Origin of the sequence: Myroides sp. LoEW2-1 (assembly GCF_009767705.1) — a bacterium.
GTDB lineage: Bacteria > Bacteroidota > Bacteroidia > Flavobacteriales > Flavobacteriaceae > Flavobacterium > Flavobacterium album_A.
In genome coordinates this window covers 1-22,188 of record NZ_WSPP01000028.1, presented here as the reverse complement: position 1 = coordinate 22,188, position 22,188 = coordinate 1, and the positions used below count along the sequence as shown (strand labels likewise).

Below are 22,188 nucleotides of genomic sequence, written 5' to 3'. Positions count from 1 at the left end.
TGTTATAGGGCTATTTGATTTCTTTTAAAATTTCTTGTACAGCTCTTTCAAGTTGAGGATCATTGTTGTTTAATCTATCTACGAAAGTGTTTTTAACGTAAATATCTGGTGCAACACCTGTTTTTTCTAAGTTTTGCCCGTCTAAAGTATATGTACCCCACGAAGGTAGTCTATACGAAGAACCGTCAACTAAGCTCTTGCCAGAGGTAAAGATAATCCATCTATAAGTCTCTTGACCGATAATTTTACCAAGCTTTAACGCTTTAAATCCTGCAGCAGTCATCTCGGCATCACTCAGAGATGATTCATTGATAAGCAGTACTATTGGTTTGCCACTTGGAGTGAAGTTACTCTGTACTGTTAACTTCCCTTCTCTGTATTTCCATTGTAAATATGGTCTTTGTGATAAGAAGTTTAATACCTTGTCGTGTACGTTGCCCCCAGTATTGTAACGCAAGTCTAAGATAACCCCTTCCTTGTTAGCTTCTTGTTCTACCATATCAAGTAAGAATCTGTCTAACTCAGTTGACGTCATATTTTTCATATACGAATAGGCAATGCGATTGTTGCTAAGGTCATTTACGCGTTGTTTGTTTGTATATATCCATTCGTCATACAAAAGTGATTTCATTTCTATGAAGGAAATTGGATGTAGTTTAGAGGTAATTTCTTTACCTGCTCTATTGAAAGTTAAGCTTATTTCTTCTTGTGTATTTGCGAAGGTAAAATAAGTATCTCTATTCACTTTGTCTGCTACCTCTTGGCCATTCACTTTGGTTAATACATCCCCTGGTTTAATGTTTATATCTGTGGCATAAGCTGGAGATTTACGCACAATGCGTTCTACTTCATATGGCTTGTCCGTACTAAATACAATACCTGTGTCGTATGTTCTATAGTTCAGTTTGGTTTTCTCCTCCGTTCCCGTAGTATTGAATCCCAAGTGAGAAGATCCCAATTCCCCCAACATATCGTTCAGTAAGATACGGAGGTCACTTCTACTGTTTACATGAGGTAAATACTGAGCGAAATGGTCTTTCATTTTATTCCAATCTATGCCGTGAAACGTCTCATCGTAGAAGTTTTCCTCTACACCAGCCCATGTTTCATAATACATTTGGTTAAACTCATCTGCTAAGTTTTTTGTAAAGTTGTGCTTGATTTTAATCTGCTCAGGTTTTCCTTTACTTAACTCGAAGCTATAGATATTACCTCCGATTAAAGCGTACACATTCTTATTTCGTTTCAGCAATTGATCAGCGCGTTTGTCAAATACTTTTTCACTTTTGTTATCTTCAAAGTCCTCGTAAACTGTCTTGTATAAATTGCTTTTTCCGTTTTCTTGATTTGTGTTATAGAATACCACTTCTTTCGTATCATCTGCAAATACGATCGGATTATATTGATTGCCAAAGCGATCACTTACTAATTCTATTCGGTCAAGTAATCCATCCGTATTTACTTTGATAGAAGTGACGATCTTGCCGTCTATCTTTGTTGAATTTGCCTTTTTATCTTGTGTTTTTTTATCCTTCTTTGTTATTTCACTTTTGATTTCCTCTTTCTTATCGACAAATAACTTGTCAAATTGATCAGATTTAAAGGCTTCTGTTTGCCAATCAACAGCGAAACGGTAGATACTCGGATTCTGCATTCCCAATGGATAAGAAGGATTAAGTCGATCACTCATAAAGTAGATATGCTTGCCATTAGGAGACCAATATGGCGCAGACTCGGCTACTCCAGTATTCGTTAAGTTGATTGTCTCATTCTTTGTGATGTGGTGAATAAAGATGTCCTCTTCAAAATTGCGCTTAGCAGTGAATAGTACATATTCCCCATTAGGAGAGAAAGAAGGAGTTGAGTTTTGGAATGCCCATATTTCGTCTTTGACAATTACTTTAGAAGTATTGTCCTTTAGGTTTAATAGTCTCACTTCATCTCGTCCACTAAGATAGACCGCCTTAGTCATTTCTTTGTTTAAAGTAATATCTCTGTTGTTGCGATTATCATTAGTTAATTGAGTGGGATTTCCCTTGCCATTAGCGGATCTTTTAAACCAGTTTTGATATCCATTAAAAGTCTGACTATACAACAAAGTCTCGTTGTCTTTTAGCCACTTTACTTCCATAACGCGTTCTTTGCCATCCGTTACTGCTTGAATGAATTTTCCTTCGATGTCAGATACGAATAATATCCCACGACTAACGAATGCAATCTTCTTTGTATCGGGTGAAACATCGAAGTAGCTGATATTATCTTCAACTACATAGGACTGTTCCTTTTCAATAGCCTTATTTGTATTTACAGTAGTAGTTAACGGAGTGACAGATTTCGTAGCTGTGTCAAATACGTAAATCATATAGTCTTTTTCAAAGACAACTTTGCTACCATCAGCAGATACATAAGGCTTTTTGATAGAAGTATCGAAATTAGTCAAGGCTACTTTTTTCCCGTTGTCGAAGGTGTATAAGTTATAGTTACCATTGTTCTCATCTGAAATAAAGTATATTTTACCTTGCTTATCAACGGTAGGATTAAAATCCTTTCCTTCATAATCTGTGTAGGATTTGAATTCTTTCGTAGTTGGATTATAGCCAAGTATGTCTGGGTTGTTCTCTCCTTTATAGCGCTTACGAGTCGTCTGACTTGCGCTTTCCATAGAGCTTGTAAAAAGGTATTCACCAGATGGAGTAACGACTAATCCATTTGTGTTGTTAAAGTAGTTGGTAAATAAGGGTTTTGGAGTACCGCCATTTAGGTCAATCACATAGGAGCCAAAGTTGTTATTGGCATTTGAGGTAATGTATATTTGTTTGCTGTCCCAGCTCCAGCTTTCTACTTCGTCAGAGGCCTGGTGGTAAGTTAGCTGTGTGATTTGTCCGCCAGTTAGGGGCATCAAGAAAACATCTTTATTGCCGTATTGCCCTGAGGTGAATGCTAACCACTTGCCATCAGGTGACACGCGGGGATTAGTTTCATTGCCTTCTAATGCTGTTATTCTTAAGGCTTCTCCTCCAGCAGTTGGAGCTTGCCATATATCGCCGTTATAGCTAAAGTAAGTAGTTTTGCCATCGGGACTTAGCGATGGAGTTGAAGCAAATTTTGGCGAATGCTGTCCCCATGCTACACTTAGAAGAGAAAGTGTTAGTAAAGTGATTGTATTTTTAATCATTGGTTAATATTTTTATTAAACATAAAAATATTTTCGGTAATGGACTAATATAGAATGCCTTTTATGTAATCATATTATGCTAAGTGTAACGTTGTCTGATGAAATGAACTTAAAAAAAGAACGAGACAATAATTTAATAATGTCCCGTTTTATAATGATTTAAAATCGATATACTTCTGTTGGTGTGATGCAATAGTCAAGGGGGATATCTCCTTCTCTTACATCGATGACAAGGTCTTCTGGAGGGAAGAAACTTAATCCTACTTTAATTACATCAGGCTTGCATTTTGCTAAGAATCTATCATAGAACCCCTTGCCATAACCGATTCTATTTCCCTTCTTGTCATAGGCTAATAGAGGAACGAAGATTACATCAAGTTGTTGTTCGCTTACTTGGATGCCGTCTATAGGTTCTGGAATCCCATAACTATTGACTTTTATTGTAGTGTTATCCGTCAAGAGGTAGTGTGATAATGTTCCCTCTTTAAAATTAGATTTAGATAAGACTACATTCTTATCCTTGCCCGCTAATATCTGCAGTAGGTATTCTGTATCTATTTCTTTCTTGTTGCGAATACTTAGAAATAGATGGTAGTTCACTTTATCCCAAATGGGTAATTGTAATACTTGATTGGCAATCTCTAAACTGAGGTCATCTATTCTATTGAGTTCTAAGTTATCGCGTAAGGTTTTATATTTTAATCTTAATTCTTCTTTATTCATTTTTTTAATGTTTTTGAGATGTGAAATACAGCATCTCCTTGATAGACAATAGGGGCATCATTAACATTGATGATATAGCCTGCATTAGGTGCTTTAATTGCAGTATTTTCCTTTCCATAAGGATCTGAAATTTCAGCTAATACAGCTCCTTTTTCTACATACGAACCTATTTTAACCTGATCGTGTAGTAAGCCTGATCGCTTTGCTCTAACCCAAATAGAGTTGGTGATAATAGTCATTTTCTCTTTAGGCAGACAGGTACTAAATTCGTCTTTCAACATATCAAAAGAATGCAAGAATCGCTTAGTTCCTTCAACTCCCATTTCTGATACCTCAGAATTGATATCCAAGGACTTTCCTCCTTCGAATAACAACATCTTGATTCCTTTCTTGGCACAAGCATTTCTAAAAGATCCCGCAATCTGTGCTGAGTACAATAAGAAGGGAGGGTGGAAGATGGTTGCTAATTCCTCTAACTCCAAGTTTTCTGGAGCGATTCTAATCTGCGGAGCATTAAATCTGCTCGCACCTCCAGCGTGAAAGTCAATTGCGTAATCCACATGTGGTAAGATATAGTTCACGAGATAATGAGCAAAACGCCCTGCAAGTGACCCCGTTTTACTACCAGGGAACACCCTATTCATGTCTCTACCGTCAGGAAATTCTCTTGACTGGTTGATGAATCCGAATATATTAATAACTGGGATACAGATAATAGTTCCTCTTTTAGGAACATTCATTCCGCGATGTACAATCTGACGTACGATATCTACTCCATTTAATTCATCTCCATGTAGTCCAGCAGAGAGCAATACTGTAGGGCCTTCTATTCTTGCCCTTGATACTATAACAGGTATTTTAAGTTTCGTCGCTGTATGTAGTCGTGCGATTTCGAGGTTCAGTGTTTTAGTTTCTCCCGGTTGTATCGTTTCTTCAAGTATCTTCATAGTACTCTTGCTTTTCAAAATGTGAAGATATTAAAAGTTTCGGATTTGCGTTTTAATCGACCCAGACAAATCATGAATAATGGTGTTTTTAGCTTTTATTTAAAGGGTGGTCGGCTTGTGGTCGGCTATTGATAGGCTTGTGGTCGGCTAAAAAGTACCATAATAAGCCTATCACTATGCTATCATCTGCCGAACATATAGGGATGATAGGGAGTAGAGTATCATGGATTTTAAATCTGTGATATCGGGAACTCGACAGTAGAGATATAATATATTGCGTCTAACAGTTCTCGTAGATTTGTAATCCGTATGGAGTATAAATAGTTTTAGTATTTTTGTGAGTATAATATTTACTTATGCAAGTTTCCCCTTCTTTAGCGATTCAGATACAGACATTACCTGATCAACCAGGCGTTTATCAATACTATGATAAGGACGATAAGATATTGTATGTCGGTAAGGCAAAGAATCTAAAAAAGAGAGTTAGTTCTTATTTTAACAAGGTTCACGATAACGCGAAGACGAACGTATTAGTGAAGAAAATTGTGACCATAAAGCATATCGTCGTACCCACAGAGACGGATGCCTTATTGTTGGAGAATAATTTGATTAAAAGACTTCAACCGCGCTATAATGTATTGCTTAAAGATGACAAGAGTTATCCTTGGATTTGCATAAAAAGAGAGCCCTTTCCCCGTGTTTTTATGACCAGGAGAATGGTTAAGGATGGATCTGAGTATTTTGGACCATATACAAATATTAAGACCGTACACACTTTGATTGATTTAATCAAAGAGTTGTATCCTTTGCGTACTTGTACTTTAGATTTGACATCGAGTAATATTCGTTCTGGTAAGTTTAAAGTTTGTTTAGAATATCATATTGGAAATTGTATGGGACCCTGTGAGGGCTATGAAACGGAGCAACAGTATGAAAAGAAAATTTTAGAAATCCGCGATATTTTAAAGGGTAATTTCAAAGAGAGTTTAAAAGGGTTCAAATCCTATATGCTTGAATTAGCTTCGGATTTAAGGTTCGAGGAAGCTCAAAAGGTGAAAGATAAAATAGACTTGTTGGAAAATTATCAATCCAAATCGACTATTGTCAATCCTAAAATTAGCAATGTTGATGTTTTTAGCATCATTTCTGACGAATCTGCAGCCTATGTCAATTTTTTGCAAGTGTCTTATGGGGCTATTATTCGATCACATACTATGGAGTTGAAGAAGAAGTTAGACGAGACCGATGTAGAGTTGCTTGAACTGGCTATTACGGAGATGAGAACGCGTTTTAATTTGAATTCAAAAGAGATTATCGTTCCGTTTGAGGTTGAGGTGGCAGATAGTATAAAAGTGACTGTACCCAAATTAGGTGATAAGAAACAGCTGTTAGATTTGTCTGAACGCAATGCTAAATATTACCGTGTTGACTTGATGAAGCAGATTAAAATTGTCGATCCAGAACGCCATGTAAATCGAATAATGCAACAAATGCAAAAGGATTTGCGCTTGAATCGCGAACCAAGGCATATTGAATGTTTTGATAACTCGAATATTCAAGGGACAAATCCCGTTTCTGCTTGTGTTGTATTTAAAGATGGAAAGCCAAGCAAAAAGGATTACAGACACTTTAATGTGAAGACTGTAGTTGGGCCAAATGACTATGACACAATGGAGGAAATCGTTTATCGCCGTTATAAAAGGGTGATTGAAGAAGGCGAGGCATTACCGGATTTGATTGTCATAGATGGAGGTAAGGGACAATTAGGTGTCGCATTAAAAAGTCTTGAGAAGCTCGGAATTAGAGGAAAAGTTCCTATTATTAGTTTGGCAGAGCGATTAGAGGAGATTTTTTATCCTGGAGACAGCATTCCGATGTATTTAGACAAGCGTTCTGAAACGATGAAAGTAATAATTCACCTTCGAGATGAAGCGCATCGATTTGGGCTTACCTTTCACCGCAATCAACGCAGTAAAAATGCGATCACGAGTATATTGGATAATATACCAGGAATAGGTGAAAAGACAAAAGTAACATTGATGAATCATTTTAAATCTACCAAAAAGATTAAAGAAGCTTCAGAAGAAGAGTTAGAAAAGGTGGTAGGAAAATCAAAAACTAAACTATTAATTGAATATTTTAAAGTAAATTAGCGCTCAAAATGAGCAATATATGAAAAAAATATACCTATTTGTTTTACTTTTTCTGTTGGGTTCCGCAGGAGTTAAAGCCCAGAATGATACGTTGACAAATCACAAGCCTAAAATAGGACTTGTTTTAAGTGGAGGAGGTGCGAAAGGGTTAGCACATATTGGGGTGTTGAAAGTTTTGGAAAGAGAAGGGATAAAGGTAGACTATGTTGCAGGTACGAGTATGGGTGCAATTGTTGGAGGACTTTATGCTGCAGGGTATACTTCTTCGGAGCTGGATTCCATTTTTAACTCAATTGATGTGTCGGCTCTTATAAAGGATTATATTCCTCGTATTTCCAAGTCATTCTATGAAAAGAAGAATGACGAAATATACGCTTTGACGCTGCCATTTAACAATTTTAAAATAGGTTTTCCAAAAGCTTTATCACGTGGGATGTACAATTATAACTTGATGAATAAGTTGTTGGCACATGTCCGTCATATAAGAGATTTTAGCGAATTAAAGACCCCGTTTTTATGTATTGCTACAGATGCTGAGACAGGGGAGGCGGTTGTATTAGATAAAGGGTATCTGCCCCAAGCTATTTTGGCCAGTGGTGCTTTTCCTTCATTATTTGCGCCAGTAGAGATCGACGGTCGATTTTTAATTGACGGAGGAGTTGTTAATAACTACCCACTTCACGAGCTTAAGAAGATGGGGGCTGAGGTTATTATCGGGGTTGATGTGCAAGATGGTTTGAAAACGAGTGAAGAGATGGAAGGCGCTCCAGATTTGTTATTGCAGATTTCAAATTTCTCGACAATCAACCAAATGAACGCTAAAAAGCCTTTTACGAATATTTATATTAAACCTGATATTGTAGGGTATTCTGTGGTATCTTTTGACTCCGGTGAGGTGATTATTAAAAGAGGAGAGGAAGCGACAGAAAAGGTGATAGATGAACTTAGAGCGATAGGTGGTACTCCAAAAGTAAAGGAGAATCACTATGTTGAGAAATACACTGACTCTCTGAATATAAAAGATATTAATATTGATGGTTTAAGCAAGTACACTCAGCGTTATGTTCACGGTAAGCTTGGTTTTAAGCCATTTAGCAAAGTTTCTTTTGATCAGTTAGACAAGGGGATTACACAATTGAACGGAACAGAAAACTTCAGTAGCATTTCCTATAAGTTTAATCGCAGTACTACTGGAGAAGGAGATGACTTAGATATGGATCTTGTAGAGAATCCGGTGAATCGCTATTTAAAATTAGGGGTGCATTATGACGCTTTGTATAAAGCAGCTGCATTAGTAAATGTTACACAGAAGAAGCTATTCTTGAAAAGTGACGTTGCCTCGATTGATTTAGCTCTTGGCGATAATGTGCGATATAATTTTAATTATTTTGTCGATAACGGTTTTTATTGGAGTGTTGGAATCAATTCAAAGTACAATAAGTTTAGTCGAGATTTACCTTATAGCATGATGGTAGAAGCAACAGGCGGGGATCTTGATATAGATGGTGCTCCAAGTAAGTTCAATGTCGATTATGCAGATCTTGAAAACAGGTTGTACTTTCAGACTTTTTATCAACAAAAGTATTTGTTAAGCGTTGGATTTGAGCATAGATATTTAGATATAAAGAGTAAGACCTTAAGGCAAGAAGATGCGCGTTTTGACGCGAGTCATTATTTGGGAGGTTTTGTAAATGTCTTAGTTGATACCTATGACAATATGTATTTTCCTCGCAGCGGTTTTCTGTTGAAGGGAGAGTATAGGAATTTCTTCCTTTCCAGTGATTTTAGAGATAATTTTAAGAACTTTTCTACTATAACTGGTCAAGTAGGGTATGCAACGCGCATAACGGACAAATTAGCGATTGATTTAAAATCAAGATTAGGTGCAGTAATCGGAAATCTACCGAGCTTTGGATTTGGATATGCTTTGGGAGGCTATGGTTTTGCAGATCGCGATAATTTGATTCCATTCTATGGATATGATTTGTTGGGGATTGGAGGAGATTCATTTATTGCTGGTACCATACAGTTAGATTATGAAATTTTTAAAAAGCACCACATCAATTTCTCAGCAAACTACGCTAATGCAGGAGAAGATATTTTTTCAACTTCGAATTGGTTTTCGAAGATTAAATACTCTGGATATGCTGTAGGATATGGTATGCAAACCGTTTTGGGACCAATCGAAGCAAAATTTACGTATTCGCCTGATACGGGTCGAACTTACACAGTATTTGCCGTTGGTTTTTGGTTTTAGAAGAAGATTCAATGATGAAATTATAATTTTCGGGGCATTTGGTTTTACCAAGTGCCCCTTTTTTGTGATATAGTTAATGTTGAGGTATTAAAATTGTGGTATGTGAAATAATATTTGGATAAAAATTTGCATAAGATAAAATTATTTCGATATTTGTGATATTATGAAAATACAATGGGACGGTTTATTGGCTTATTTAAAGTTCCTCATCAAGAGAAATCCTGAATGAGGTAACATTACTTTTATATTATCTATTACCAACCAAAAAATATAAATAAGTATGCCTTTATATCATCAATTAGGGAAAGTTCCCCCTAAACGTCACACCATTTTCCGAAAAGAGAATGGGGACTTGTACTACGAACAATTATTCGGTACCATTGGATTTGACGGAATGTCTACCAATATGTACCATGTACACCGACCTACACAGGTAAAGAAGATTTTGGGGCAGTATAGTGTTGCGCCAAAAGTAGCCAAATCAAATAATATTCAATCTTATCGTTTTAGAGGGTTTGAAGTTCGACCGGAGGATGATTTTTTAGAAAGCCGTAAAGCTGTCTTGACCAATAGCGACTGTACCATTGTTTTGGCTGCTCCTAAGAAATCAACTGAGGATTACTTTTATAAAAATACGGATTCAGATGAGTTAATCTTTGTTCATCGTGGCACGGGAACGTTGCGCACCATGTTGGGTAACTTAAAATTTGAATACGGAGATTACCTATTAATTCCCCGTGGAATAATTTATAAAATGGACTTTGATACGCAGGACAATAGATTGTTTATTGTCGAGTCGCGTAGGCCTATTTACACACCGAAAAGATACCGCAATTGGTTTGGACAACTACTTGAACATTCACCTTTTTGTGAACGCGATATTCGCAGACCAGATAAACTTGAAACACACGATGAAAAAGGTGATTTCTTGATTAAGGTACGCAAACAAGATGAGATATTTGATATGATCTATGCTACACATCCATTTGATGTCGTGGGATATGATGGTTATAATTATCCATATGCTTTTTCTATTCACGATTTTGAACCTATTACAGGGAGGATTCACCAACCACCTCCTGTGCATCAAACATTCGAAACCGATGCCTTTGTAATTTGTTCATTTGTGCCAAGACTATATGACTATCATCCAGAAGCGATACCTGCACCATATAATCATTCAAACATAGATAGTGATGAAGTTCTCTATTATGTAGATGGTGATTTTATGAGTAGAAATGATATTGCTGCGGGACATATTTCACTTCATCCTGCCGGAATCCCTCATGGACCACACCCTGGTGCGGCAGAGCGATCTATTGGTAAAGTTAGCACGGAAGAGTTAGCCGTGATGGTTGATACATTTAAGCCATTGATGGTAACAGAAGAAGCGATGAAGATTGCTGATGAGCAATATTACCAGTCTTGGTTAGATCCAGAAAATTAAGAAAAACAACAACTTAAAAAACTATAAATTATGAGTAAAGAAGTCAAGTCTGTAGAATTTGGCTTGGAAAAAATATTTGAGGGAGCTCAAGATTTTTTGCCATTGTTAGGAACAGATTACGTTGAATTTATTGTTGGGAATGCGAAACAAGCAGCCCATTTTTATAAAACCGCTTTTGGTTTTCAGTCTTTAGCTTATGCAGGATTGGAAACGGGAGTGAGAGATAGAGCATCTTATGTATTAGTACAGGATAAAATACGCATTGTTTTGACTACTCCGTTGACTGCAGAATCTGAATTGAATAATCATATTGTACAACATGGAGATGGTGTAAAAGTCGTGGCTTTGTGGGTTGAAGATGCGCGTAAAGCTTATGAGGAAACAACAAGCCGTGGTGCGAAATCTTATTTGGAGCCAATCGTAGAGAAGGATGAATTTGGTGAAACCGTTAGAGCGGGTATATATACATACGGAGAAACGGTTCATATGTTTGTAGAACGCAAGAACTACAATGGTGTATTTTTGCCTGGTTTTGTAAAGTGGGAAACAGATTATAACCCTGAACCAGTAGGATTAAAATATGTCGATCACATGGTGGGAAATGTTGGTTGGAACCAAATGAATACTTGGGTAAAGTGGTATGAGGATGTCATGGGGTTTGTAAACTTCTTGTCTTTTGATGACAAACAAATTAATACTGAGTACTCTGCACTGATGAGTAAAGTAATGTCGAATGGAAATGGAAGGATTAAGTTTCCAATTAATGAACCTGCAGAGGGAATGAAAAAATCTCAAGTCGAGGAGTATCTTGACTTCTATAATGGGGCGGGGGTACAACATATTGCTGTAGCTACAGATGATATTATCAAGACAGTTGCTGCTATGAAGCGTAGAGGTGTTGAATTTTTATCAGCTCCACCGCAATCTTACTACGATATGATTCCCAATCGCTTAGGTGTTCACATGGACATGATGAAAGAAGATATTAAAGAATTGCAGAAGTTAGGCATAATGATTGATGCTGATGAGGAAGGTTATCTATTGCAAATATTTACAAAACCTGTAGAAGATAGACCGACATTGTTTTTTGAAATAATCCAAAGAATGGGTGCCCGCGGTTTTGGTGCTGGTAACTTTAAGGCGTTATTTGAATCAATTGAAAGGGAGCAAGAAAAGCGAGGAACCCTTTAAAATTCAGTTAATTAAAACTTAAAAAACCAACATTTGAGAACTATTAAGTTAAATGTAAGTTAAAGCTAATTATGAGTTGACTTGCTAATGAAAAAGTTATACATTTGCACTCGCAAAAATAAGGTCGTCATAAGCTTTATTTGAGTGTAATAAATTTTTCATAATTTATAGTTTTTTGGTTGGTTAATAGCATAAAAACTCAGTCATTTATTTGGCTGGGTTTTTTTGTTTGCTATTTTTGAATAAAATTAGAATCAACTATGAAAAAACTATTTCTTCTTCTTGTAATCTTCTTCCAAATTGGAAGTGTTGCAGCTCAGAAAAATGTAAAGGCATTTGACGCCGGTGAGTTTTTGAAGTTTCGTATCAGCTATGGAATTTTGAATGCGGGTATTGCAACATTGAAATTAACAGAGACCGTTCAGAATGGTGTTCCTGTATTTCATGCACAAGGAATTGGCTATACTACTGGAGTGCCAAAGATGTTTTTTAAAGTATATGATGATTATCAAAGTTATTTTGAACGCGATAAAGTGATCCCACATCGCTTTGTTCGAAAAATTGACGAAGGAGGATATACGAAGGATCAAGAAGGTTTTTTTGATTACAAATCCAATAAAGTTTTAGTGAAAGACTACGAAAAGTCTAAGGAGAATACTTATCCTATCGTGAAAAACGTACAGGATATTGTTTCTGCATTTTACTATTTGAGAAAATATCCCAAGTTGAATGAACTGAAAAAGAATGAATCAGTAGAAATTGATATGTTCTTTGATGGGGAGGTATTTCGATTTAAGTTGAAATATTTAGGAGAGGAGACTTTAAAGACTAATTTTGGAAAAATAAAAACACTAAAGTTTAGACCTTACGTTATGGCAGGTCGCGTTTTTAAGGAAAAGGAAAGTTTGACAGTATGGGTTTCGGCTGACAATAATAAAGTGCCTTTGCGAATTAAAGCCAGTTTAGCAGTAGGGTCTTTGAAAGCAGATTTGGAAGAGTTTAGTGGTTTAGTGTCGAAGTTGGAAGTTATAGGTAAATAGTTTATGGAACACGATAAAATGTTAGATGCGCTAAAGGATAAGTTTGGTGCTATTAATCAGAATTTAGATACGCATTTAGAAGGTCTGGTATATGCTAAGCCGCTTACCTATTGGGACTATATTCAAGTTGATTCTCTGTTGTCCCTGCAAACACAACGAACTACTGTGAAAGACGAAATGGTCTTTATCCTGTATCATCAAATAAATGAACTTTTGTTCAAAATGATTTTATGGGAGATTGATCAAGTGGGGAGTCAAGAAAACATAACAGCTGATTTTTTTGTCGAGCGTTTACAGCGTATCACACGTTATTTTGATATGCTTACTTCCTCTTTTGATATCATGGGGGATGGTATGGATCGAAATCAGTATATGCAATTTCGAACGACACTAACTCCAGCAAGTGGATTTCAGAGTGCTCAGTACCGTTTAATAGAGTTTGGCTCTACGGATTGGAGAAATTTGATTGATTTTCGCTTTAAAAGTACACTAAGTCAAAATATTTCAGAGGAGGATGCGTTAGAATTGATGTATTGGCAGGCAGCCGGTAAAGACTATAAGACAGGTAAAAAGTCATATTTGTTAGCTGAGTTTGAAAATAAGTACAAAAAAGTTTTCATTAATGCCATGAAAGATTATGAAAAAACAAATTTATGGCAGAAATTTGTTGAATTGCCTCAAGAAGTAAGAGATACCCCTTCTTTGATTGAGGCGATGAGGTATTATGATAGGACAGTTAATATTACTTGGGTAATGGGTCATTATAATGCTGCTTTAAAGTATTTGGAAGGACCAGAAGGTACCTCTGAAGCAACGGGAGGAAGCGATTGGAAGAAGTATATGTTGCCTCAATACCAAAAGCGAATTTTCTTTCCAGAACTTTGGTCTTCTGAGGAAATTGAGAATTGGGGAAAGTAAGTAAAAGTTAAGTTGAAAAAAAGATAGGGTTTGAAGCGAGTTTTTTGTGGTTTTTTGATGGTTTTATCTCTTTATGCTTGTAAAGAGAATAATAATAATGATGTTATAATTGAGGAGAGTGATAATTCGGAACATATTGATGAAGTAGTCGCTGAATTATATGGATTTAGTTTAAAGGATTTTGAAGTTGTCGATGATACGATTCGCAGTGGAGATAACCTTGGAAAGATATTTGGAGAGAATAATATTGGAGCTACTGAAGTTCACAATATCGTAACTAAAGTAAAAGATACGATTAATGTGCGTGGTATGCGTGTAGGACAGCCTTATTCTTTAGTGAAGTATAAAAATGATCCAGAGAAGTTAGCTGCATTTATATACCATCCGAGTATTGCTGGATATCAAGTGATAGATTTGCGCGATTCTATTACTGCATATACAATCACTTATCCTGTTACGATAAAACGAAGAACTATAGCGTCAACTATTGAAGGGTCTCTATCAATGAGTCTTCAGAAGGAGGGTGTGGATCAATCTTTGGCAACGCGAATGTCGCAGATTTTTGCATGGTCGATTGACTTTTTTAAGTTGCAACCAGATGATCGATTTGCTGTTACGATTGAGGAAAAGTATATCAATGATACTGTGTATGTTGGTATTTCAAAAATTGATGCTGCGTACTTTAATTACAGAGGTAAGGATTTATATTCATTCCCATATAAACGATCTGGTGCTAAGAGTACTGATTATTACGATGAAGAAGGTCGTCCAATGAAGAGTATGTTCTTGAAAGCTCCTTTGAAATTCTTTAGAATAACATCGCGATATACTAAGAATCGTTTTCACCCCGTACAAAAAAGATGGAAATCTCACAATGGTACTGATTATGCGGCTCCTACAGGAACACCTATTATGTCAACTGCTTCAGGAGTAGTTGAAAGAGCTGGTTATACTGCTGGGAATGGAAATTATGTAAAAGTTAGACATAACGGAACATATTCAACACAGTATCTACACATGTCAAAGATTTTAGTGAAAGTTGGTCAGTATGTTGACCAAGGGCAAACAATTGGTTTAGTTGGTAGTACTGGTTTAGCAACAGGCCCTCACGTTTGTTATAGATTTTGGAAAAATGGCGTGCAAGTAGATCCACTTTCACAAGTTTTACCTAATTCTGAACCAATGGATAAAAAAGATATACCGTCATTTAAAGAACATATCGTACCTTTGAAAGCAGAATTAGATAAGGTTATACAAACAAAATTTTTACAAGAGTAGTTACATGTTGAAAAGTGTTAATCCATCAAGAACAGATGCTTGGAAGAAGTTAAGTGAGCATTTTAAATCGATGGAATTTGTACAGATGCAGCATTTGTTTGCTGAAAATGCTGATAGAGTTAATGACTTTCATGTAAAATGGAATTCATTGTTGTTAGATTATTCAAAGAATAAGGTGACTGCAGAAACAATGAAGTTGCTGCTGGATTTAGCTAATGAAGTAGATTTAAAACAGTCTATAGAGGCTCTGTTTACGGGTGATAAGATTAATGTAACTGAAGATAGGGCGGTTCTTCATACTGTATCAAGAGATTTTTCTCAGCAACCTATTTTTGTCGACGGAGAGGATGTTTCAAAAGAGGTTTACAAGACAAGAGAAAAGATAAAGTTATTTTCGAATGATGTCATTTCAGGCAGGTATCTTGGAGCTACAGGTAAGGCAATAACAGATGTTATAAATATCGGTATAGGTGGATCTGATTTGGGGCCAAAGATGGTTGTCGAGGCATTGGATAATTATAGTAATCAGCTCAACGTTCACTTTGTATCGAATATAGATGATGATTATTTGTTTCCTCTATTGGCAAAACTAAATGCTGAAACTACTTTGGTTTTGGTTGTATCTAAAACATTTACTACGCAAGAAACAATTGAAAATGCTAAGCATGTCAAAGCTTGGTTAGATTCAAATATTATAGGGAGTGTTGAACAGCACTTTGTTGCTGTAACTTCTGCCAATCAAGAAGCGATTGCTTTTGGTATTAAAGAAACTAATATTTTCCCTATGTGGGATTTTATTGGGGGAAGATTTTCTTTATGGAGCTCAGTAGGTATTTCTATTTCTTTGGCTTTAGGGTATGACAATTATGAGCGATTGTTGAAGGGGGCTTATCAAATGGATACGCACTTTAGACAGTCTGATTTTGATCAAAATATTCCTGTTATTCTGGCATTGCTTAGTGTATGGTATAATAATTTCTATCAATACGAGACTGAAGCTATTGTGCCTTATAGCAGTTTACTACGCAGTCTGCCTGCTCACTTACAGCAGATGATCATGGAGAGCAATGGCAAGGATAAAACCAGAGAAGGTCAGCCTGTAAATTATCAAACAGGTACTTTGATATGGGGAGAAGTTGGAGCTACAGCCCAACACGCATTTTTCCAATTATTTCATCAGGGTACGAAGGTTGTTCCTATTGACTTTATTGGATTTATAAAACCATTTCACGACAAGGACAAGACAAACCACGATATATTGATGTCTAATTTTTTTGGACAAACTGAAGCTTTGTTAAAAGGGAAGCGCGGTCGAAAAAGGCAAGAAGGCGAATTAGAAATGTTGAGGAATTTCAGAGATTTTGAAGGAAATAAGCCAACAAATACCTTTTTGTTTGAACAGTTGACCCCTGAAACTTTAGGTCAGATTATTGCAATGTATGAACACAAGACTTTTGTTCAGGGAATTATTTGGAACATTTTTAGCTTTGATCAATTTGGCGTGGAGTATGGAAAAGTTTTAGCAAAGAATATTCAGGAGGAGATAAAGTCAAAAAAAGTCAGTGAGCACGACTGTTCTACAAGCTTCTTAATCAACTATTATTTATCGAATTAGGATTTAGAATTTTTCTAAATAGAAGTAAAAAGTTAAAATTAATGTCTACATAACATTAAGGTTATATGTTTTTGTACATTTGTTGCGAAAAAAATAATTTATCACTTACACTTTTACAATGAAAAATTTGAAGAACTGGATGCTATCTTGCGTAGTTGTACTCGCATCAGCATCTGCACTTTCACAAAACAAAGTAACAGGTATTGTAGTAGACCATGAGTTTAAACAAGGTTTACCAGGTTCTACAGTATTAGTTAAAGGTAGTCAAAATGGTACATCGACAGGAATGGATGGAGATTTTGAACTAAATGTTTCAAAAGACAGTGGTGAGATTACGATCTCTTTCATTGGATTTAAAACAAAAACAGTACCTTTTAAAGTTGGGGCTGACAATAAAATTAACTTGGGAACAATTGTTCTAAACGCAGATGAAAATATGCTTGAGGACATTGTTATTATGGGAGTTGCTGACGTAGCAAAAGACCGTAAGACACCAGTAGCTGTTTCTACAATTAAAGCTTCTGTTATTCAAGAAAAACTTGGTTCTCAAGAGTTTCCTGAAATTTTAAACACTACTCCATCAGTGTATGCTTCTCAAGGAGGAGGAGGATTTGGAGATTCTAAAATTAATATCCGTGGATTTGACCAAAAGAACGTTGCTGTATTAGTTAATGGTATGCCTGTTAACGATATGGAAGGTGGTTCTGTGTATTGGTCTAACTGGGCTGGTGCTCAAGATGTGGCTTCAGCAGTACAAGTACAACGTGGATTAGGATCTTCTAAAATTGCTATTTCTTCTGTAGGAGGTACAATGAATATCTTGACAAAAACGTCTGATATGAAAGAAGGAGGTTCATTATCTGCTGGTATCGGTAATGATAACTATTTCAAAGGATCAGCTTCGTATAATACAGGAATTTTAGATAACGGATTGTCTGCTTCTATCTTGATGTCTTATACAAGAGGTGATGGTTATGTTCAAGGGACAGATTTCGAAAGTGTTGCTTATTTCTTAGGTTTAGGGTATAGATCAAAAGATAGTAAACACAATGTACAGTTTACTTTTACAGGTGCAAATCAATGGCACAATCAAAGAAGTACTAACCCAACAATTGAAGATTACTTAAAGTATAGTGGAGACGGTAAGCCAAATAGAAGATATAATCCTGATTATGGAACGTATAATGGAGAAGGTTATTCTTGGGCTCGTAACTTCTATAACAAACCAGTAGCTTCATTAAACTGGGATTATAAAATTAATGATATTTTTACTTTGAATACTGTTGCTTATGGTTCTTGGGGCCGTGGAGGAGGAAATGGTTCAATTGGTAAAATCAACGGTAAAAGCCAAAGAGATGCAATGTTTAAGGACATGTACGGTAATATTCGTTTCGATGATATCGCTGCTTGGAACTCAGGAAAGCATGTAGCAGATTTTGGAGCTGATAAAAAGCGTATCAACGGAGAGTATTATTCTGATAAAAACAATGGTTTTGTTCGTCGTACAAGTGTAAATTCACATGACTGGTATGGAACTGTGATGAACTTAAACGCTAAAGTTAACGAGAATTGGAATTTTGATATTGGAGTTGATGCTCGTACTTATGTTGGATACCACTTCCAAGTTTTAGATGATTTATTAGGTGCACAAGGGTATGTGGATGTTGAACACAAAACTGATGGACAAAGAGTTATTTCTTCTACTTATAACAGTAAAGCTCCTGCTAATCCTTGGGTTGATTGGAGTAAAAGAGATAAAGTTGCTTATGACAATGACGGTAACGTTAAATGGTTAGGTGGATTTGGTCAAGTAGAGTACAGCAAAGACAATTTAACTGTGTTTGTTCAAGGGTCTATCTCAAATCAGTGGTTCAGAAGAATTGACTATATGAGATATAATAGAAATGAAGCTGAAGGTGCTGATACATATAAAACTTCTTGGAAAAGTCTTTCAGGAGGTAGTGTAAAAGGAGGTTTTAACTACAATATTAACGAGAACCACAATGTGTTCGTTAACTCTGGGTACTTCTCTCGTCAGCCATTTATGAACAATGGTGTTTATATCAATAATAGCAATGATATTAACCCAAGTTTGAAAAATGAAAAGATTTTTGGATTAGAGTTAGGGTATGGTTTGCGTCTTGATAACTTCAGAGCTAACCTTAACTTATACCGCACATCTTGGAAAGATAGAATTCAACGTGTATTTGAAAGAGATATCTTTGGTGTAGGAAAAGATGGTGTACAGACTCCAGGTTATGCTAACCTTTATGGAATTGAACAAGTACACGTGGGAATGGAACTTGACTTTATTTATAATCCAATTGATCGTTTAGATATTACAGGATCTTTATCTTGGGGAGATTGGCAATATAAAGGTAATGTTTCTGCAGATTTCTTAGATGAGGGAACTAATCAACCAATTCTTGATCCAAATACAAATGCTCCAATGAACAAGACTTTATACTTAGATGGTGTTAAAGTTGGTGATGCACCACAGTTTATCTTCAATTTAGGAGCAGCTTATGAAATTTTACCAGGATTAAAAGTAGATGGTAACTTCCGTTACAATGATAAATTCTATGCAGCTATTAATCCAAATGACTTTGGTACTTCAAAACATAAAGGATCTATTAAGTTACCTGCATTCAATTTATTTGATGCTGGATTATCTTATAAAATGGAAGTAGGAAAAGAAAAACAAAATAGCGTTACTATGCGTGTAAACGTAAACAACGTATTTGATACTACTTATATTTCTTATTCAAGAACTAATATTCACGAAGGTGATTCAAAAGCAACAGGTAACAACTGGAAAGGTGTTGACACTGCTAACGAAGTTTTCTTCGGAAACGGTAGAGCTTGGAACTTTACATTGCGTTATAACTTCTAAGAGTTATACAAAATATATCATAAAAAAGGAGGTCAGTAATGATCTCCTTTTTTTATTGTGTAATTTAGAGAGGTAAATGATAAGTAAATTATGAGTAAATATAGATTAGGTAAATCGGACTTAATGGTTCCAAGGTTGTCGTTTGGGGGCAATGTATTTGGTTGGACATTAGATGAAAGGGAATCATTTCGGATGTTAGATCAGCTTTTTGATAATGACTTGGTATTCATAGATACGGCAAATAATTATTCTCATTGGGTAACAGGAAATTCAGGAGGCGAATCAGAAACTATAATAGGTAAGTGGTTAAAGCAAAATAAACGTCGTCACGACATTGTGCTATCTACTAAAGTAGGAGGAAGTATGAAAGGCGTTGAACGTGGTTTATCAACAAAACAGATCATAGAGGGTGTTGATGCTTCCCTAAAGAGATTAAACACAGACTATATCGATTTGTATTTCTCTCATCACGATGATTTGGGTACAAGTGTTGAAGAGACGATGAATGCTTTTAATGACTTAGTAAGAGCAGGTAAAGTTAGATATCTTGGTGCATCTAACTTGGAGGTTGACCGCATACAAAGTAGTAACTCTATTGCCAGAGATAAAGGCTGGTCTGAGTATATTGCGCTCCAGCCATTGTATAACCTTTATGACCGCCAGAAGTATGAGCAAGAGTATATTGACTTTGTTACACAAGATAAGCTGGCTGTAATGCCTTATTTTGCCTTAGCGAGTGGCTTCTTAAGTGGGAAGTACCAATCATTAAAAGATATTGAAGGTAGTTCGAGAGGAGAAATGGTTAAGGGATATATCAATGAAAGGGGACTTCGCATAATCGCTCAATGCGAGGATGTAGCAAAGCAGCATAATGCAACAATTGCAGAAATAGCGATTGCGTGGCAATTACATCAACCAACAATAAGTACTCCCATAGTGAGTGCTACTTCTGATAAACAATTGAACAGTTTGTTTAAGGCATTAGAAATTGCGCTAACAAGTGATGAATTAGTGTTGTTAGATAAAGCAAGTGAATATTAGGTGATTTCGAATAATACCATATTGGATAGCAAAATAATAAAGGGATGCGTACTGTGTCCCTTTGTTGTTTATTATTCTCTTAAAAACTAATATTCTACTGAAGTGAATTAATTATTCTTTTATTTTTAGTTTTCGTATAGTAGTACAAAAGTATGATCATATCATATAAATAGATTATCAAAGCGATACCAGATAAGATATGTATAACGATACTCAAGGGATAATCTATGGATTCTTCAGTTACAGACTGATAAAGGGTTATATTAGTATAGATGATAAGTGCAGCTAAAGGAGTGTAAAATAGTGGTTTAAATAAGTAGATATACAATAGATAAATAAACTTAAACTTCGTACTTAATAGCTTTCTGAGTTTAGACATTAAGAAAAAAACAACTAACAATCCAAAACCTATCTGAATTATCAGGTATATTTGGGTTTCCAAATCAAAGACATAAGTTTCTTGACTGAAAGGATTTTGGTAATAAGTTATCTGTTTGCCTGTTTTGTAGAAATCGTATTCGTTAGAATCTACTTTGTGTTTTATGTATTCCCCTTTCTCATTGAGTAGACCTATATGTTTCTCAATCTCTCTCCTATTTTGTTTTATATCTTGTACTGTTCCTTTTAATTTGTCATAAGAGGTAATTGCTATGATATGCTTACCTAATGGCATTTCTGAAGAAGAAATCATATTGACAAATGCCATCGGAAAGTGACGATAGGGATATAGTACAAAGATTAAGAATAAAACTAACGCAATAAGTGGAATCTTCTTGATAATATATTTTTTCATATTTAGGAAATGAGCTTATTTGTCTTTTTTAGCTTCTGAGATATAGAGATAAAGCTTAATAATAAAGACTATGTATAGGATACTTCCAAAGAATGTAACTAAATATATTGGTATCCTATCTCCATTTTCTACCCTATTGGCCAGATCGATATTGAGATATATTAACAAAAGCATTAGACAAGTAAATGTAGGAAGTCTAAGTATATATTGAACACCTACAATTATAAGACTTCCATAGCGTCCTTTTAACGAGGTGGACATTTTACCAATAGAGTAAAGAACTAATTGAATAACTGCGAGTTGTATTAGTATGTCAGTTTGCTGATCATAATCGAATATATATTGCTTACTTGTTTTGGTATCGCGATATAAGTTTACTTGATCTCCTAATTGATAGTAATTTATACCGTCTCTAACTGTTACATATTCGAAAACCTCTTGATCAGCTGTTTGCAGTTTTAAAGTAACCTGTTCTGGTTGATACGAAAATACAGTTATATCAGATTCTATTCTCCCTTTTGCAATAATTGTCGTTTCATACTTTTTGTAAGTAACCATTTTCTTTATAGCTGTTGGTATAGCTGATTCTGTTGAAAAGAACTCCTTGTATACTTTATACATAAAAGGTGCAGTATCCTTTAATAAATAGTAAAGAAATACACCTACAGCAAGAAGGAAAATATATTTAAAAAACTTCAATGTTAAATTTGTATATAT

Annotated in this window: 15 protein-coding genes; 10 read left to right on the top strand and 5 right to left on the bottom strand. The window is 35.6% G+C overall.

What is annotated here, in order from left to right:
• Positions 1-10 precede the first annotated feature (10 nt).
• The 3 genes from GOQ24_RS02655 to GOQ24_RS02645 all read right to left on the bottom strand — a co-directional run bounded on the left by GOQ24_RS02655 (position 11) and on the right by GOQ24_RS02645 (position 4,845).
• Positions 11-3,175 (bottom strand): S41 family peptidase, encoded by a 3,165-nt coding sequence (locus GOQ24_RS02655; RefSeq protein ID WP_155090706.1) that lies wholly within the window; start codon positions 3,173-3,175, stop codon positions 11-13.
• A gap of 159 nt (positions 3,176-3,334) precedes the next feature.
• The gene (locus GOQ24_RS02650; protein WP_155090707.1) at positions 3,335-3,898 is read right to left on the bottom strand and encodes a 5-formyltetrahydrofolate cyclo-ligase; all 564 of its coding nucleotides are present in this window, start codon (positions 3,896-3,898) and stop codon (positions 3,335-3,337) included.
• Positions 3,895-4,845, bottom strand: a complete 951-nt coding sequence (locus tag GOQ24_RS02645) for a succinylglutamate desuccinylase/aspartoacylase family protein (RefSeq protein WP_155090708.1) — start codon at positions 4,843-4,845, stop codon at positions 3,895-3,897. The genes GOQ24_RS02650 and GOQ24_RS02645 overlap by 4 nt, the downstream gene beginning before the upstream one ends.
• 356 nt (positions 4,846-5,201) lie before the next feature.
• On the opposite strand from GOQ24_RS02645, the gene uvrC reads away from it, so the two are divergent.
• The 10 genes from uvrC (at position 5,202) to GOQ24_RS02595 (ending at position 20,678) form a co-directional block, all read left to right on the top strand.
• Positions 5,202-6,998: an excinuclease ABC subunit UvrC gene (uvrC, locus tag GOQ24_RS02640; RefSeq protein ID WP_155090709.1), complete on the top strand. Its 1,797-nt coding sequence runs from the start codon at positions 5,202-5,204 to the stop codon at positions 6,996-6,998.
• A 19-nt stretch (positions 6,999-7,017) separates the two neighbouring features.
• Entirely contained in the window at positions 7,018-9,255 is a 2,238-nt protein-coding gene (locus GOQ24_RS02635) for a patatin-like phospholipase family protein (protein WP_155090710.1), read from the top strand.
• Between the two features lie 280 nt (positions 9,256-9,535).
• Positions 9,536-10,702, top strand: coding sequence for a homogentisate 1,2-dioxygenase (locus GOQ24_RS02630; RefSeq protein WP_155090711.1), 1,167 nt, complete (start codon positions 9,536-9,538; stop codon positions 10,700-10,702).
• 30 nt (positions 10,703-10,732) lie between these two features.
• Positions 10,733-11,893, top strand: coding sequence for a 4-hydroxyphenylpyruvate dioxygenase (hppD, locus tag GOQ24_RS02625; protein WP_155090712.1), 1,161 nt, complete (start codon positions 10,733-10,735; stop codon positions 11,891-11,893).
• A gap of 260 nt (positions 11,894-12,153) precedes the next feature.
• Positions 12,154-12,933 (top strand): DUF3108 domain-containing protein, encoded by a 780-nt coding sequence (locus GOQ24_RS02620; RefSeq protein ID WP_155090713.1) that lies wholly within the window; start codon positions 12,154-12,156, stop codon positions 12,931-12,933.
• 18 nt (positions 12,934-12,951) lie between these two features.
• Positions 12,952-13,851 carry a tryptophan 2,3-dioxygenase family protein gene (locus GOQ24_RS02615; RefSeq protein WP_230381474.1) on the top strand — a complete coding sequence of 300 codons (900 nt, stop codon included), beginning with the start codon at positions 12,952-12,954 and terminating at the stop codon, positions 13,849-13,851.
• Positions 13,852-13,881: 30 nt separating this feature from the next.
• Complete coding sequence (locus tag GOQ24_RS02610) at positions 13,882-15,129, top strand: M23 family metallopeptidase (RefSeq protein WP_230381470.1); 1,248 nt, start codon at positions 13,882-13,884, stop codon at positions 15,127-15,129.
• A gap of 4 nt (positions 15,130-15,133) precedes the next feature.
• On the top strand, positions 15,134-16,744 hold the full coding sequence (gene pgi / locus GOQ24_RS02605) for a glucose-6-phosphate isomerase (RefSeq protein ID WP_155090715.1): 1,611 nt from the start codon (positions 15,134-15,136) through the stop codon (positions 16,742-16,744).
• Between the two features lie 118 nt (positions 16,745-16,862).
• Complete coding sequence (locus tag GOQ24_RS02600) at positions 16,863-19,637, top strand: TonB-dependent receptor (RefSeq protein WP_155090716.1); 2,775 nt, start codon at positions 16,863-16,865, stop codon at positions 19,635-19,637.
• Between the two features lie 90 nt (positions 19,638-19,727).
• Positions 19,728-20,678: an aldo/keto reductase gene (locus GOQ24_RS02595; RefSeq protein ID WP_155090717.1), complete on the top strand. Its 951-nt coding sequence runs from the start codon at positions 19,728-19,730 to the stop codon at positions 20,676-20,678.
• 94 nt (positions 20,679-20,772) lie between these two features.
• Here GOQ24_RS02595 and GOQ24_RS02590 read toward each other — a convergent pair whose 3' ends face one another.
• Both GOQ24_RS02590 and GOQ24_RS02585 read right to left on the bottom strand, forming a co-directional pair.
• On the bottom strand, positions 20,773-21,471 hold the full coding sequence (locus tag GOQ24_RS02590; protein ID WP_155090718.1) for a hypothetical protein: 699 nt from the start codon (positions 21,469-21,471) through the stop codon (positions 20,773-20,775).
• Positions 21,472-21,486: 15 nt separating this feature from the next.
• Positions 21,487-22,188: hypothetical protein (locus GOQ24_RS02585; RefSeq protein WP_208103206.1), on the bottom strand; the 702-nt coding region annotated here is incomplete at its 5' end.